Annotated in this window: 13 protein-coding genes; 6 read left to right on the forward strand and 7 right to left on the reverse strand. The window is 58.9% G+C overall.

The genetic code is table 11. The features are described from left to right. Positions 1-29: 29 nt before the first annotated feature. The 3 genes from ACAM29_RS15495 to ilvD form a co-directional block, all read right to left on the reverse strand. Positions 30-1,259 carry a nucleoside recognition domain-containing protein gene (locus tag ACAM29_RS15495; RefSeq protein ID WP_206837443.1) on the reverse strand — a complete coding sequence of 410 codons (1,230 nt, stop codon included), beginning with the start codon at positions 1,257-1,259 and terminating at the stop codon, positions 30-32. 70 nt (positions 1,260-1,329) lie between these two features. After that, positions 1,330-3,432: a 5-histidylcysteine sulfoxide synthase gene (gene ovoA / locus ACAM29_RS15500; protein ID WP_369624640.1), complete on the reverse strand. Its 2,103-nt coding sequence runs from the start codon at positions 3,430-3,432 to the stop codon at positions 1,330-1,332. A gap of 176 nt (positions 3,433-3,608) precedes the next feature. Continuing rightward, complete coding sequence (ilvD, locus tag ACAM29_RS15505) at positions 3,609-5,441, reverse strand: dihydroxy-acid dehydratase (protein WP_369624641.1); 1,833 nt, start codon at positions 5,439-5,441, stop codon at positions 3,609-3,611. Positions 5,442-5,576: 135 nt separating this feature from the next. Between ilvD and ald the strand changes: the two genes are divergently transcribed. The 6 genes from ald (at position 5,577) to ACAM29_RS15535 (ending at position 9,713) form a co-directional block, all read left to right on the forward strand. Continuing rightward, positions 5,577-6,698 (forward strand): alanine dehydrogenase, encoded by a 1,122-nt coding sequence (gene ald, locus ACAM29_RS15510; RefSeq protein WP_091826048.1) that lies wholly within the window; start codon positions 5,577-5,579, stop codon positions 6,696-6,698. 49 nt (positions 6,699-6,747) lie between these two features. Then, entirely contained in the window at positions 6,748-6,981 is a 234-nt protein-coding gene (locus tag ACAM29_RS15515) for a hypothetical protein (protein ID WP_091826045.1), read from the forward strand. Positions 6,982-7,004: 23 nt separating this feature from the next. Next, a complete protein-coding gene (locus ACAM29_RS15520) occupies positions 7,005-7,196 on the forward strand; it encodes a DUF2892 domain-containing protein (protein ID WP_206837432.1) in 192 nt (63 codons plus the stop codon). A gap of 116 nt (positions 7,197-7,312) precedes the next feature. Next, a complete protein-coding gene (locus ACAM29_RS15525) occupies positions 7,313-7,648 on the forward strand; it encodes a PepSY domain-containing protein (protein WP_354407991.1) in 336 nt (111 codons plus the stop codon). After that, entirely contained in the window at positions 7,648-8,334 is a 687-nt protein-coding gene (locus tag ACAM29_RS15530; protein ID WP_091826037.1) for a response regulator transcription factor, read from the forward strand. Before ACAM29_RS15525 ends, ACAM29_RS15530 begins: the two co-directional genes overlap by 1 nt. Beyond that, entirely contained in the window at positions 8,331-9,713 is a 1,383-nt protein-coding gene (locus ACAM29_RS15535) for an ATP-binding protein (protein WP_206837427.1), read from the forward strand. The genes ACAM29_RS15530 and ACAM29_RS15535 overlap by 4 nt, the downstream gene beginning before the upstream one ends. Here the strand turns inward: ACAM29_RS15535 and argA are convergent. The 4 genes from argA to ACAM29_RS15555 form a co-directional block, all read right to left on the reverse strand. Beyond that, positions 9,697-11,037 carry an amino-acid N-acetyltransferase gene (argA, locus tag ACAM29_RS15540; protein WP_242530054.1) on the reverse strand — a complete coding sequence of 447 codons (1,341 nt, stop codon included), beginning with the start codon at positions 11,035-11,037 and terminating at the stop codon, positions 9,697-9,699. The two genes, ACAM29_RS15535 and argA, sit on opposite strands and share 17 nt — an antisense overlap. 22 nt (positions 11,038-11,059) lie before the next feature. Then, a complete protein-coding gene (gene argE, locus ACAM29_RS15545; RefSeq protein WP_369624642.1) occupies positions 11,060-12,223 on the reverse strand; it encodes an acetylornithine deacetylase in 1,164 nt (387 codons plus the stop codon). Between the two features lie 98 nt (positions 12,224-12,321). After that, the gene (locus tag ACAM29_RS15550) at positions 12,322-13,587 is read right to left on the reverse strand and encodes an inorganic phosphate transporter (protein ID WP_369624643.1); all 1,266 of its coding nucleotides are present in this window, start codon (positions 13,585-13,587) and stop codon (positions 12,322-12,324) included. A gap of 27 nt (positions 13,588-13,614) precedes the next feature. Next, positions 13,615-14,292, reverse strand: coding sequence for a TIGR00153 family protein (locus ACAM29_RS15555; RefSeq protein WP_354408003.1), 678 nt, complete (start codon positions 14,290-14,292; stop codon positions 13,615-13,617). Between the last annotated feature and the right edge of the window lie 119 nt (positions 14,293-14,411).

The raw sequence follows: 14,411 nt of genomic DNA on the forward strand, positions 1-14,411 counted from the left end.
GCAGGGCCTTGTTGGAAGTGTAGAAAGGCTTAGCCAAAAAACCAGTAGCCACAGGCGATGGCAGCCGTCACCCCGGCCAGGTCAGCGCTCAAGCCACACAGCACGGCATGCCGTGTACGCCGGATGCCGACTGCACCGAAATAGACCGCCAGTACATAGAAAGTGGTTTCGGTAGAGCCCTGCACGATAGAGGCCACCTGAGCGGCGAAGGAATCAACGCCGTGGGTGTTCATGGTTTCCAGCATCATGGCGCGGGCACCGGAGCCGGACAGGGGTTTCATCAGTGCCGTGGGCAAAGCATCGGCAAAACGGGTGTCCAGGCCGAGCAGGCCGATTCCTTCGCGCAGCAGCCAGATGAAGCCCTCCAGGGCACCGCTCTCGCGCAGTATGCCGATCGCCACCAGCATCGCCAGGAGGTAGGGGATGATCATGATGGCGGTTTCGAACCCCTGCTTCGCCCCCTCGATAAAGGTTTCATACACGTTGACGCCGCGTCGCTGCGCCAGCAACAGGAACAGGATGATGACGCTGAACAGCAGCAGGTTGCCGGTCAGTGCTGACTGGCGCTGCAGCTCTTCGGCACTGAGCGTGGCGAAATAGCCGACGAAGGCGAGCAACAGGGCTGAGCCGACCCCGAACCAGAGCAGCAGGGTGCGTTGCAGCAGGTTGATGCGCTGAATCCAGCAGGTGACCAGCAACCCCACCAGTGTTGAGCAGCTGGTGGCGATCAGGATCGGGATAAAAACGGCGGTTGGGTCGCTGGAGCCCTGCTGGGCGCGGTACAGGAAAATGGTGATCGGGAACAGGGTGACCGCCGAGGTGTTGAGCACCAGAAACAGGATCTGGGCGTTGCTGGCGGTTTCCTTGTCAGGGTTGAGGCTCTGCAGATCCTGCATCGCCTTCAGCCCCAGCGGGGTGGCGGCGTTGTCGAGACCGAGAAAGTTGGCGGACAGGTTCATGGTCATGGAACCGATCGCCGGATGTCGCGGCGGCACCTCCGGCATCAGCCGGGTAAACAGAGGGCCGAGCAGACGAGCGATGCGATCTACCAATCCCGAGGCTTCGGCCAGTTTCATCATCCCCAGCCAGAACGCCAGCGTACCGATCAGGCCGATGGACAGCTCCACGGTGAGTTTCGACATGTCGAAACTGCTCTGGATCAGGCGTTGGAACACGGCAGAGTCACCCATGACCAGCCACTGCCAGAGTGCCGCGACAAAGGCGATCAGAAAGAAACCGAGCCAGATCCGGTGCAGCATGGAGGACGTCCTGTGGAAAACCTGCCTCGATTCTAGCGACCGAAAGCAGGTCTGGCCACAGGGTTAGTCATTAACCCCGTAACCGCCAGCAGGTAACCTCCGACAGCGTATGCTGGAACTTGCGCCGGGTTTCGCGAATTACGAACGGGACAGCCTCAGGTTCGCGGATCAGTTCGAAGTGCTCGTCCAGCACTTCATGCAGACCGTCCAGTGTGGTGACACTCTCACCGTCACGCTTGAAACCTCCCAGCCACTCCTCTTTTGGGGTGTGTTCCTCCAGCCAGGTGTAGGGCGAGGCGATCAGCAGCAGGCCGCCGGGGTTCAGACGGGTATGCACCTGTGACAGGAACTGACGCGGGCTGTAAAGACGGTCGATCAGGTTGGCGGCCAGAATCAGGTCATAGCCCTTCAGGATCGGCTTGAGGTTGCAAGCATCCCCCTGCATGAAATTGACGCGATCAGCCGTATCAGCCAGCCCCAGTGAAGTCAGGTCTCGCTCGTGATAGCTGACCAGTTCACCTTCGTCTGGCAATGTATAGCGCAATCGGCCCTGCTGCTGTAGCTGTACGCCCAGATTGATCAGGCGGGCAGAGAAATCGACACCGTCTACCTGCTCAAAATGGCGCGCCAGTTCGAAGCTTGCGCGCCCGGTGGCGCAGCCCAGGTCCAGAGCCTTGCCGCTGCGTTGGCCAACCAGCTCAATCGCCAGTCGGGCCAGCGCCTGCGGAAAGTTGGTAACACCGAACTGCTCGTCACCGTAGTGGAACTCGGCGTACTGGGACGCCAGTGCATCGCTTTCATACCGTGATGAGGGCACTGCCTTTGGAGGTGCGCCGGCCACATAGCGGAAACCGGCATGCTGAAAGAAGTGGCGTCGAAAGGCGTAACGGGCGCTGCGCAGGCTCTCGTTGCCACAGGAGATCCAGCTGCCGCCCTTGATCAGGTTATGGCGATCGTCAAAGGTGGGTGTGGTGAAATCATCGTAGCAGGGGTGCACTTCAAACCCCTCAAACGGGTAGATCGGTGTTTGCGTCCACTGCCAGACATTGCCGCTGACATCGTAAAAATCACCCTGGGCAAAACGATACACCGGGCAGGATGACGCGAAGTGGTCCAGATGCAAGTTGGCATTAACCGACGCTGTGCTGTCCGGCTCGGCCACGCGGGCCAAATCGTAGAGCCGATACCATTCATCCTCGCTGGGCAGACGGATCGACTCGCCGGTCTGCTCCGACTTCCAGCGGCAGAACGCCTCCGCCTCGTGACAGTTGACCTCGACTGGCCAGTCCCAGGGCATGTAAACCTGCTCGCACATGAGGCGCAGTTGCCAGCCGTCCTCCGATTCAACCCAGAAGGTCGGATATACGGCACCGGTGAAGTCACGCCAATTCCAGCCTTCCTCACTCCACCAGCGGCGTTCGGTGTAACCGCCTGCTTCTACAAAGGCCAGAAACTCCTGGTTGGAGGTCAACATCTGTGCCGCCTTGAAGCTGTCCAGCATGATCTCGCGATGGCCGTATTCGTTATCCCAGCCGTAGCGGGAGTCTTCACGTAACTTGCCCAAAACTGCCTTGCCGGCCGGCACTTCAATCAGCTGATTTGCAGGTGCTGGTCCTGAGTCGCGACACACTGGCCAGGCAGGGTGGGGCTGTACGTACCTGAGTTCGTGCTGGCGGATCAGCACGGATGAGGTTTCCAGGTGGATACGCTCGTGCTCGATCCCCATCACAATGGTCCACCAGGGATGGTTCCAGTTGATCGGGGATGTCAGCGGCGCTTCACGAATGATCCGATCCAGTGTCTGACGCACCTGGTCACGGTAGGCCTTTACCTCAGCGACTGACGGCCAGTTGTAGTGATCATCGTTCAAATCATCCCAGCTCATCTCATCGACGCCGATGGCGAAGATCGACTCGAAGTGAGGATTGATTCGCTGTTCCACCAGTCCGCTCAGCAGTAACTTGTTGATGAAAAAAGTGGCGGTATGGCCATAGTAGAATATCAGCGGATGGCGCAGGGCGATCGGCTTGACGAAGAAGGCTTCGTCACAGGTCAATACCTCGAACAGCTGCTCGTAGCGATCGAAGGTGGTATGAAAATAGTCCAGTATCTCGTGACGCAAGGTGTCACTGTCCGGGTTGTCCAGCCGAGGGGTACGGTTAAGGCGTTCCATGTGCAGTCCTGATCCGGTTAACGACGGTAACGTCAGTTCAGTATAGACAGCCGGATAAGGGGGGAGGACAGGTGCCGGCTGCAAAATATGGGTCTTGTTACTGCCGACAGAAGGATTTGGATCAGTGGAAGACGTCGGCAGGCGGGCGCCTGCCGACGGATACAGCGGGGTTGGGCTTAGTCGAGCATACTCAGGTCACGCACGGCACCCTTGTCGGCCGAAGTGGCCAGCAGGGCGTAGGCCTTAAGGGCTGCAGATACCTTGCGTGGTCGCTCTTCGGCCGGCTTCCAGCCCAGCTTGTCCTGCTCGGCGCGACGGATCGACAGCTCCTCATCGGACACCAGCACGTTGATGGTGCGGTTGGGGATGTCGATGCGGATGCGATCGCCGTTTTTCACCAGACCGATGGCACCGCCTGCAGCGGCTTCAGGCGAAGCGTGTCCGATGGACAGGCCGGAGGTACCGCCGGAGAAACGACCGTCGGTCAGCAGAGCACACTCCTTGCCCAGTCCCTTGGATTTCAGGTAGGAGGTCGGGTACAGCATCTCCTGCATGCCCGGGCCGCCTTTCGGGCCTTCGTAGCGAATTACAACGACATCACCGGCCTTCACCTCATCGTTGAGAATTTTCCGGACCGCCTCGTCTTGTGATTCCATCACGTTGGCGTTCCCTTCAAACACCAGAATTGACTCATCAACACCGGCACTTTTTACCACGCAGCCATCCAGAGCGATGTTGCCGTACAGCACGGCGAGGCCGCCTTCCTGAGAAAAGGCGTGATCGATGGAACGGATGCAGCCGTGCTCTCGGTCACCGTCCAGTGTTGGCCAGCGCGTGGCCTGACTGAACGCTTCCTGAGTCGGGATGCCGGCAGGACCTGCCTTGTAAAACTCGATCACCTCTGGCGTGGGGTTGCGCATGATATCCCACTGGTCCAGAGCGTCTTTCATTGTCGGGGCATGGACGGTGGGTACGTCTGTGTGAAGCTTGCCGGCACGGTCCAGTTCACCCAGGATCGCCATGATGCCGCCGGCGCGGTGTACGTCTTCAATGTGGTACTTCTGAGTATTGGGTGCCACCTTGCACAGCTGGGGAACGGTGCGAGAAAGCCGGTCGATATCTTTCATGGTGAAATCGATTTCAGCTTCCTGGGCGATGGCCAGCAGGTGCAGGATGGTGTTGGTGGAACCGCCCATGGCGATATCCAGAGTGATGGCGTTTTCGAACGCTTTCAGGCCTACGGCCCTGGGTAAAATTTGAGCATCATTCTGCTCGTAGTAGCGTTTGGCCATCTCAACGATAGAACGGCCGGCACGCAGGAACAGCTGCTTGCGATCCGCATGGGTCGCTACAACCGTGCCGTTACCCGGCAGCGCCAGACCCAGCGCTTCAGCCAGACAGTTCATGGAGTTGGCGGTGAACATGCCGGAGCAGGAACCGCAGGTCGGGCAGGCGGAGCGCTCGACAGCCTCGACCTCTTCGTCAGACGCATTCGGGTCCGCAGCCAGTACCATCGCATCGACCAGGTCCAGTTTGTGCTCGGCAAGTTTGGTCTTGCCGGCTTCCATCGGTCCGCCGGTCACAAAAATGACCGGGATGTTCAGGCGCATGGCGGCCATCAGCATCCCCGGGGTGATTTTGTCGCAGTTGGAGATGCACACCAGCGCATCGGCGCAGTGGGCATTGACCATGTATTCGACTGAGTCGGCGATGATGTCGCGGCTCGGCAGCGAGTAGAGCATGCCGTCGTGGCCCATGGCGATGCCGTCGTCCACGGCGATGGTGTTGAATTCCTTGGCTACGCCACCGGCTTTCTCGATCTCACGAGCAACCAGCTGGCCCATGTCCTTCAGGTGGACGTGGCCGGGAACGAACTGGGTGAAGGAGTTGGCCACGGCGACGATCGGCTTGTGGAAATCTTCATCCTTCATACCAGTGGCGCGCCACAGTGCGCGGGCACCCGCCATGTTGCGGCCGGCGGTGGAGGTCTTGGAACGATACTCAGGCATGGGGCTCCCCTCGGAATTCGGTTGTGCAAACAAGCCTGAGTATATCAGATAAACGCCTAGCGCCGAGGGGAGTAAAAGCCGAGTCTTTTCAGCTAGACTGAAGAGCAAAACTCAGTGCACAAAGGAGAGAAGACCATGCGAGTCGGTGTGCCTAAAGAGATCAAGAATCACGAGTACCGGGTGGGAATGACCCCCATGGGCGTGCGGGAGCTGACCGAGCAGGGCCATCAGGTGCAAGTGGAGCAGAATGCTGGTGCAGCCGTTGGTTTCAGCGATGCGGACTATGAGCAGGCCGGTGCCGTGATCGTGGATGATCCACGTGCCGTGTTTACCTGGGCCGACTTGATCGTCAAGGTGAAAGAGCCGCAACCCGATGAATGCAGTTGGCTCAGTGCCGATCAGGTGCTGTTTACCTACCTGCATCTTGCCGCAGATCGCCAGCTGACGGATGCCTTGTTGGCCAGTGGCTGTACCGCCATCGGATATGAAACCGTAGAAGATCAGCACGGAGGCCTGCCACTTCTGGCGCCGATGAGCGAGGTAGCCGGGCGAATGGCTGTGCAGGCGGGTGCTCACTGTCTTGAAAAGGCACAGGGCGGACGTGGAGTGTTGCTCGGCGGTGTACCGGGCGTGAGCCCGGGGCGGGTGATGATTATTGGCGGGGGAGTAGTGGGTGAAAACGCGGCCCGAATTGCGCTGGGTATGGGCGCACAGGTATGCCTGCTGGACAAGTCCATTGCCCGACTGCGGCAGCTGGATGAGCGTTTCAACGGAGAGCTGATCACCCTTTACTCTACGCAGGAAAATATTGAGCAGCAGCTGGCACAGGCCGATCTGGTTATTGGGGCCGTGCTGCTGCCCGGTGCGGCAGCGCCGAAGCTTGTGACACGCGGTATGCTGGGGCTGATGCGACCAGGTGCAGTATTGGTGGATGTGGCGATCGATCAGGGTGGGTGTTTCGAAACCAGCCGCCCGACAACCCATGCCGACCCGGTGTTCGAAGTGGATGGCATCATCCATTACTGTGTCGCCAACATGCCGGGGGCGGTTGCCCGTACCGCCACGCTGGCCTTGACCAATGCAACCCTGCCCTATATCGAAGCACTGGCACAGCATGAGTGGCGCCGGGCCTTGCAGGATATCCCGGGCTTTATTCACGGGCTGAACATCCATTCGGGTCGTGTTGCCTGTGCCGGGGTAGCCGCGGCCTTTGATATGCCCTTTAACCCGCCCCAGATTGAACTGGGCAGCGCTTGAACCAAACCGCCGGCGGCTCTATGCTCGACACAGATATAAGGAGTATCTGATGCAGGAAAATAACAGGATCGGCTCTGATATCTGGCTGCGACGGTTGATGAAAACCGGCATTCCATTGGCACTGATCTGTATTCTCAGCCTGTGGCTGGGGCAGACATTTGGTGTACCGGCGCTGGGTTGGCTGTTTGTGCTCAGTGCACCGCTGGTACTGCTGATCGGATTTGCCTATAACCTGAGGTATCTGCTGCTGGTACAACGTCGCAAGCGTACCCGGCAGAGCTGAAATATCATCGAGGAGACTGCAATATGGAACGCAATATCGGTGTACTGGATCAACTGGTGCGAATCCTGATTGGATTGGTGCTGATTGTACTGATCTTTTTTGGACCTCAGACATGGTGGGGGTTGATTGGCGTGCCGATCATCGCGATCGCCATCTCCGGAACCTGCCCTCTTTACAGCCTGCTGGGCATGCGCACCTGTCGTAAGTGCGGCTGACGTTCACGCGCGATTCAGATCAGGATCTTTAGCCTACGCATCCATTGACGGGTGAAATCGGTTGCGGTTCAGCCGCAACCGTTCGCCGACCATAGAAGGTCACATGAGGTAGAACCATGCCAGCCGAGCGTCATCACCGCTCTGTACATACCGCTGTGATTACAGCCCTGTTGATTACCCTGCAGCTTTGGAGTGTAAGCCCATTGCTGTCGGCGGAGCCTGTCGAGGGTTCCGGTGCTCGTACCCCTGTGGCGGTCAATTTACTGCAGGCTTCCAAGCGAGTACGCGATGAGCTGGGAGGGGAGGTGATCAAGGCGGAACTGATTGAACACGAGGGGGTGCCTGTTTATACCATCCGCCTGCTGGAACAGGGACGTATCCGTGAAGTACTGGTGGACGCCGCCAGTGGCAAGATGTTGTTACCTGATGAGATAGCGGAGGCAGCTGACTGATGAAGGCCCTGATAGTTGAAGATGATGCCGACCTGAGAAGGCAGTTGTGCAACCTGCTGGAGCAGCGGGGTTACACTATTGAGCAGACCGGCAGTGGTCGTGAAGCGCTTTATCTCGGTCAGGAGTATGAATACGATATCGCGGTGGTTGATATCGGCCTGCCGGAGATGTCCGGTCTGGACCTGATTCGGCAGTGGCGGGAAGAGGGACACACCATGCCCGTACTGGTTTTGACGGCGCGTGGTGATTGGCAGGACAAGGTCGAAGGTCTGGAAGCCGGTGCGGACGATTATCTGGCCAAACCCTTCCACACCGAAGAGCTGTTGGCGCGTCTGAATGCATTGGTGCGCCGTGCATCCGGCCATGCCAGTCCGATATTGCGCTATGGTCCGCTGGAACTGGATACCGCAGCTCGGGTGGTGAGCCTGAACGGCACTGAGGTCAGACTGACCAGCTACGAGTACCGCACGCTTGAGTATCTGATGCTCAACGCCGGCAAAACCATCTCCAAGGCAGAACTGACCGAACATCTTTATCATCAGGACTATGACCGAGACAGCAACGTGCTGGAGGTGTTCATCCGACGCCTGCGGCAAAAGCTGGATCCGGATCAAAGTCTGCAACCGATTACCACCGTGCGTGGCCTGGGCTATCGCTTTGCTCTTGGAGGCGGATCCGCCGCGTGAGTTCAGAAGCCGCCGTATCCCTGTCACTGCGTGCACGTTTGCTGCGGGCCTCGGCGGTTATACTGCCGCTTGTGATTATTTTGGCGGGGGTGGCGCTGCTTAAAGCCTTTCATGGCAGTCTTGAAAATGCTGAAGCGTCACAGGCGCGGCTGCATGTCTACCTCTTGCTGGGGGCTGTTGAAGTGGATGGCAACCAGCTCAAACTGCCCAGCACTGTGCTCGAACCAGGGTTCAGTCGTGATGGCTCGGGTGTCTATGGCTTTATTCATAACGCAGACGGCAGTCTGCTATGGCGCTCCCGCTCCAGTCAGAGCATCGATCCGGATGTGGTGCAGCGGCTGCCGAGTTCATTGCTGCAGCCGGGACAGGCACTGTTCAGTCACCTGCCACAGCAGGGGTTGTATCTGTTCCAGTATCCGGTGATTTGGGAAGCAGACGGTACTGATATTCGCTTTCTGGTGTCGGTATTGCGCAGCGATAGCCATGTAGTCTCCGAGATGAAAGCTTTCAGTCTGCAGCTTTTGGGGTGGCTCAGCGGGGTTGGGTTGGTGGCACTGTTGGCGCAATATTTCATCATGCGATGGGGGTTACGGCCACTGGATCAGCTGGCGGCTGACCTGCAACGCATCGAGGTGGGCACGACCGATCATCTGGATGGACGCTACCCGGAGGAAGTGCAGGGGGTGACGCAGAGCCTGAATCGGTTGATTGAGTCCGAGCGGCGTCAGCGCGAGCGCTACCGCAATACGCTGGCCGATCTAGCCCATAGTTTGAAGACCCCTCTGGCGGTGATACGCGGTGCAGGTGACGACTGCGCCGATCAACACAGCTATCGCCGGCTGGTGGAAGAGCAAACCCAGCGCATGCAGCAAATTGTACAGTACCAGCTGTCTCGAGCCGTCAAGAGTGAGGGGCGGGTGTTGGCACAGGCAGTGGCAGTCGCTCCTTTGCTGGAAAGACTGGTGCGGGTGATGGAGAAGGTATACGCCGCCCAGCCGGCAGAAGTCAGCCTGTCGTTGCAGCCGGATGCAGGGTTTGCCGGTGACGAACGCGACCTGATGGAGCTGTTGGGGAATTTACTGGATAACGCCTTCAAGTATGGCAATGGACAGGTGGCGGTTGAAGCGGGTCTGGAGGCGGACCAGCTGGTGATCAGCATCAGCGACAACGGTGCAGGTGTGGCACCGGCGCAGCGGCAGGTGATTCTGCAGCGTGGCGCCCGTCTGGACAGCCAAACCCCTGGACAGGGGATCGGGTTGGCCGTAGCGCTGGATATTGTCAGCAGCTACGACGGTGCGCTGGAGGTCAGCAGCTCAACGCTGGGTGGTGCCTGTTTCCGGGTTGAGCTGCCGGGTGGGCCGGTCAGCCAAGACGCTTGAAGAACACCTTGGAGTTGCGCTGGAAGTTGTAGAGCGCCTTTTTCTCGCCCGGCAGCTCATCCAGCGGTGCATTGCCAAAGCCCCGTTCAAGGAACCAGTGGGCTGTACGGGTTGTGAGTACGAACAGTCGCTTCAACCCCAGCGCAATGGCCTGATCCTCGATTGCTTCCAGCAGCATGTCACCACGCTGTCCGCCCCGGTAGGTCTGGTCGATGGCGACACAGGCCAGCTCTCCAATCGCTTCTTCCGGGAAGGGGTAGAGCGCGGCACAGCCGATGATGGCGCCATCACGTTCTACGACCGTGAAGCGCTCGATCTCGGCTTCCAGTCGCTCGCGGGAGCGACGCACCAGTACTCCTTTCTCTTCCAGTGGGGCGATCAGCTCCAGAATACCTCCCACATCTTCAATATTGGCGGGTCGCACCTGCTCATAGGAATGACTCACGACCATGGTGCCCTGGCCGTCGCGGGTGAAAAGCTCTGCCAGCAGTGCACCGTCGTCGTGGTAACTGATCAGGTGGCAGCGCGGTACGCCCTGCTGGCAGGCGGTCGCGGCGGCTTCCAGCAGGCAGGCGGTTTCACTGTAAGGCTGTTCGGGGTCATCCAGTTTGGCCAGATATTGCTGTACCAGGCGCGCGGCGGTTGACGCCAGCAGTTCGCTGCGCAGCTCACCCTGGCTGTCCTGAATGCCGGGGCGGGAACCGAACAGAATCAGTTTGTCGGCCTTGAGGGCGATCGCAGCCTGAGTGGCGACTTCCTCTACCGATAGATTGAATACTTCGCCGGTAGGCGAGTAGCCCAGATTGGACAGCAATACGATCTGATTCAGGTCCAGCAGGCGGCGCACACCTTCATGATCGATCCGCCGCAGCTCGCCGGTGTGGCCCATGTCTACGCCATCCAGTACACCCACCGGTCGGGCCGTGACAAAGTTGCCGCTGCAGACACGGATACGTGCCCCGTGCATCGGCGTGTTGGCCAGCCCCATTGACAGTTGGGCTTCGATTTCGGTTCTGAGGCTGCCTACGGCCTCGATCACGCACTCCAGTATTTCCGGTGTGGTGACGCGCAGGTCGTGGTGCAGTCGTGTTTCCACCCCGCGTGCCTGCAGCCGCTGCTCCGCCTGCGGACGAGCGCCGTGCACCAGCACCAGTCGTACGCCGAGGCTGTTGAGCAGAGCGATGTCATGCACCGTGTTGGCAAAGTTGGCATCGGCAATCGCCTCGCCACTGAGCATCAGTACGAAGGTCTTGCCCCGGTGCGCATTAATGTAGGGTGACGAGTGGCGAAACCAGTTAACGTATTCGGAAGTCACGGCGCTCAAGTCAGGCTCCTGCTGTTCTGTATTAAAGGCAGTAGTGGGCAATCAGGTTGCGTAACAACTCCACCGTGGGGCTGATCTGATCCAGTGCCAGGTATTCGTCCGGCTGGTGGGCCTGATCAATACTGCCTGGTCCCATCACTATGGTATCCATCCCCAGCGATTGCAGGAAGGGGGCTTCAGTGCCAAAAGCTACCGCTTCGGCGCGGTGGCCGGTCAAGCGTTCGGCCAGCCGTACCAGCTCCGAGTCGGCTGGTGTCTCGAAGGGTGGAATGCCCGGAAACTGGGAGTGGGTCTCGATTTTAACGCCAAAACGGTCATTCAGCGGTCGCAACCGCTCACTGATGGCGTTGCGCAACCCGTCAATGGACATGCCGGGCAGTGGCCGCAAATCATACTCCAGCTCACAGCGACCACAGATCCGGTTGGAGCTGTCGCCACCATGAATGCAGCCCAGGTTCAGGGTGGGTATGTCGACCCGGAACTGGGCATTGCGGTGTTTCTGTTGCAGCTCGCTGCGCAGGGTCAGCAGTTCGCTCATCACTGCATGCATCGCTTCCAGTGCGTTGGCACCCAGTGAAGGATCGGACGAATGGCCTGATCGGCCCTGTATGCGCACTGACTCCATAATGATTCCCTTGTGCATTCGGATCGGCTGCAGGCGGGTGGGTTCGCCGATCACGGCGGCACGGGCCAGTGGGCGACCCGCTTCGGCCAGCGCACGGGCACCGGACATGGAGCTTTCCTCGTCGGCGGTGGCCAGAATGATCAACGGCTGCTTCAGGGGTTGATCGAGGAAGTGCTTGGCGGCCTCAATGGCGAGGGCAAAAAAACCTTTCATGTCGCAGGTACCCAGCCCGTACAGCCGGTTGTCACGCTCGGTCAGGAAAAAAGGGTCCGAGCGCCACAACTCCGGATCACAGGGGACGGTATCGGTATGCCCTGACAGCACCAGCCCCCCCGGGCCGCTGCCCAGAGTGGCGATCAGGTTGGCCTTTTCAGGATGTCCCGGCACCGGCATCACTTCAGTGTTAAAGCCAAGCGCTTCAAGCCATTCATGCAGCTGTTCGATGACAACCAGGTTGCTCTGGTCATGGTGTGCAGATGCAGAGCTGACGGAGGGCGCGGCGATAAGCCGGCGCATCATTTCAAGGGTACTGAGCGAGTGTCGGGTCGAGTGTGTGGTCATGATGGGCTCCACTGTTTGACCCATTTTGCTACCTTTGCGGTTGCGGGTCCATGAGTGTGAAGCGAGGGGTGGTCAGATTGACCACCCCGGGCGAGCTGTCAGGAGAACATGCCCTTGAGCATGAAGAAGAACATGATCGACAGGATGGCACCGGCCGGCAGTGTCACGATCCAGGATACAAAAATGGTGCCTACAACGCGCAGGTTGAGCGCAGCCATGCCACGGGCAAGGCCCACACCCAGCACCGCACCCACCAGCGTATGAGTGGTGGAGATCGGCAACCCTGTACCTGAAGCGACCACCACGGTGCTGGCGGCCGCCAGCGTGGCCGCAAAACCGCGGCTCGGGGGCAGCTCGGTAATGTTCTGGCCGACGGTGGCGATCACCTTATGACCATACATCACCAGGCCGGCAACAATGCCAGCACCACCGAGCAACAGAATCCAGGCGGGCATGGCCGCTTTTTGCGCCACCTCACCACCTGCATTGACAATGCCGACGATGGCGGCCAGCGGGCCGACGGCGTTGGCCACATCGTTGGAGCCGTGAGCAAAGGCCATGGCGCAGGCGGTGAACATCATCAGGACGCCAAATACCTTTTCCACGCTGGTGAAATGGAAGTCGCGATTGGCTTCGGGGTCAAGCTTGATGCCGCGCTGCATAAATATGCCGATACCCATGGTGACCAAGCCGATCAACACCGAAACCGCAGCGCTTTCGCCCCAGCTCAGGTGCAGGCCTACATGCTTGAGGCCCTTGGTGAAGGTCACCATGGCGATGATGAAGCCCACCAGGAAAATATACATGGGTACATAGCGTTTGGCATTGGCGAAGGGATTCTCGGTATCAAGAATCAGCTTTTGTACACTGCGGAACAGGAAGAAAGCGATGACGCCGGCCGTGACGGGCGATACTACCCAGCTGGCCACAATATTGCCGACCTTATTCCAGTGTACGGCCTCCATGGAGATACCAACGGCTGCAAAGCCGACAATGGCGCCGACAATGGAGTGAGTGGTGGAAACCGGCCAGCCAAAGTGGGTCGCAATCAACAGCCAGATGCCCGCTGCCAGCAGCGAGGCCATCATGCCGAAGACCAGCAGTTCCGGGTTGGCACTGAGCATGGAGGGCTCGATAATACCTTTACGGATTGTGTCGGTTACGGCCCCGCCGGCAAGATAGGCACCAGCGAATTCGAACAGAATGGCGATCAGAATGGCCTGTTTCAGGGTCAGGGCGCGGGACCCGACAGAAGTCCCCATCGCGTTGGCTACATCGTTGGCACCTACACCCCAGGCCATGAAGAAGCCGAAGATACAGGCCATAACCACCATGATGGTGCCGTACTGAGCAATGATTTCCATAGGTTTAAGCCTTGGTCGTCTGTGTAGTTAACGGGCCAGCAGCAGCTGCAGTCGGCTGCCAACCTGCTGGGCACGGTTGGCAAGATCGCCAACCCACTGGATGATCTGATAGAGAAACATGACATCGATCGGCCAGAGGTCGCGTTCAACACGGAACAGTGATGCACGCAATTCGCGCTCATGCTCGTCGGTCTTGTGCTCCAGTCGGTCCAACTCGGTAATCAGGCGTTCAACGATATCCACTTCATGGCCGCGGAAACCCGCTGCCAACAGCTCGTCCAGCTCACTCAGTGCCAGTACGGCCTGTTCAATCGTTTGCAAAGCGGTGCGGAGCAGCTCGCGCAGCTCGTCCTGGATCGGTTCCGGGATCTGCATCTGGCGACCCAGCATCAAACCGGCAATATCCTTGGCTCGGTTGGCGATCTTGTCCTGCATGCGCAGAAGGTCGAGCAAATCGGTGCGGGGGACAGGCAGAAAAATGCTGGCAGGGAGACGCTGGCGGATATCTCGTTTCATGTCATCCGCTTCACCTTCAATGACAGCGATACGGTGCTGACATTCGGATGCCGTGTTCCAGTCGTTCGCGATCACCGCATCGAAGAAGGGGATCAGTTCTGCGGCGCTTGCCTGCGCCTTGATGATGTGCTCCTGCATCGGCTTGAACGGGGAACGGGCGAACATCTGCATAATTGGGCTATTAACCATGTTGCGTTCCTGTTGCAGGTGGAAAAAACTGGGCGCAAGTATACGTGCTGCTGTCACAGATCTGTAGTGATAGTGTCATAAAAAGCGTCACAAATTTTGCGCGAATCTGATGATGATCA

It is taken from the genome of Marinobacterium sp. BA1 (assembly GCF_041155135.1).
Taxonomy (GTDB): Bacteria; Pseudomonadota; Gammaproteobacteria; order Pseudomonadales; family Balneatricaceae; genus Marinobacterium; species Marinobacterium iners.

Bases quoted from the DNA above. Each gene is read 5' to 3' on its own strand.
- ilvD (WP_369624641.1), bottom strand. From the start codon at position 5,441: ATGCCTGAGTATCGTTCCAAGACCTCCACCGCCGGCCGCAACATGGCG.
- ACAM29_RS15520 (WP_206837432.1), top strand. From the start codon at position 7,005: ATGGAACGCAATATCGGTGTACTGGATCAACTGGTGCGAATCCTGATT.
- ovoA (WP_369624640.1), bottom strand. From the start codon at position 3,432: ATGGAACGCCTTAACCGTACCCCTCGGCTGGACAACCCGGACAGTGAC.
- ACAM29_RS15495 (WP_206837443.1), bottom strand. From the start codon at position 1,259: ATGCTGCACCGGATCTGGCTCGGTTTCTTTCTGATCGCCTTTGTCGCG.
- ACAM29_RS15555 (WP_354408003.1), bottom strand. From the start codon at position 14,292: ATGGTTAATAGCCCAATTATGCAGATGTTCGCCCGTTCCCCGTTCAAG.
- ACAM29_RS15515 (WP_091826045.1), top strand. From the start codon at position 6,748: ATGCAGGAAAATAACAGGATCGGCTCTGATATCTGGCTGCGACGGTTG.
- ACAM29_RS15525 (WP_354407991.1), top strand. From the start codon at position 7,313: ATGCCAGCCGAGCGTCATCACCGCTCTGTACATACCGCTGTGATTACA.
- ACAM29_RS15530 (WP_091826037.1), top strand. From the start codon at position 7,648: ATGAAGGCCCTGATAGTTGAAGATGATGCCGACCTGAGAAGGCAGTTG.
- argE (WP_369624642.1), bottom strand. From the start codon at position 12,223: ATGACCACACACTCGACCCGACACTCGCTCAGTACCCTTGAAATGATG.
- ald (WP_091826048.1), top strand. From the start codon at position 5,577: ATGCGAGTCGGTGTGCCTAAAGAGATCAAGAATCACGAGTACCGGGTG.
- ACAM29_RS15550 (WP_369624643.1), bottom strand. From the start codon at position 13,587: ATGGAAATCATTGCTCAGTACGGCACCATCATGGTGGTTATGGCCTGT.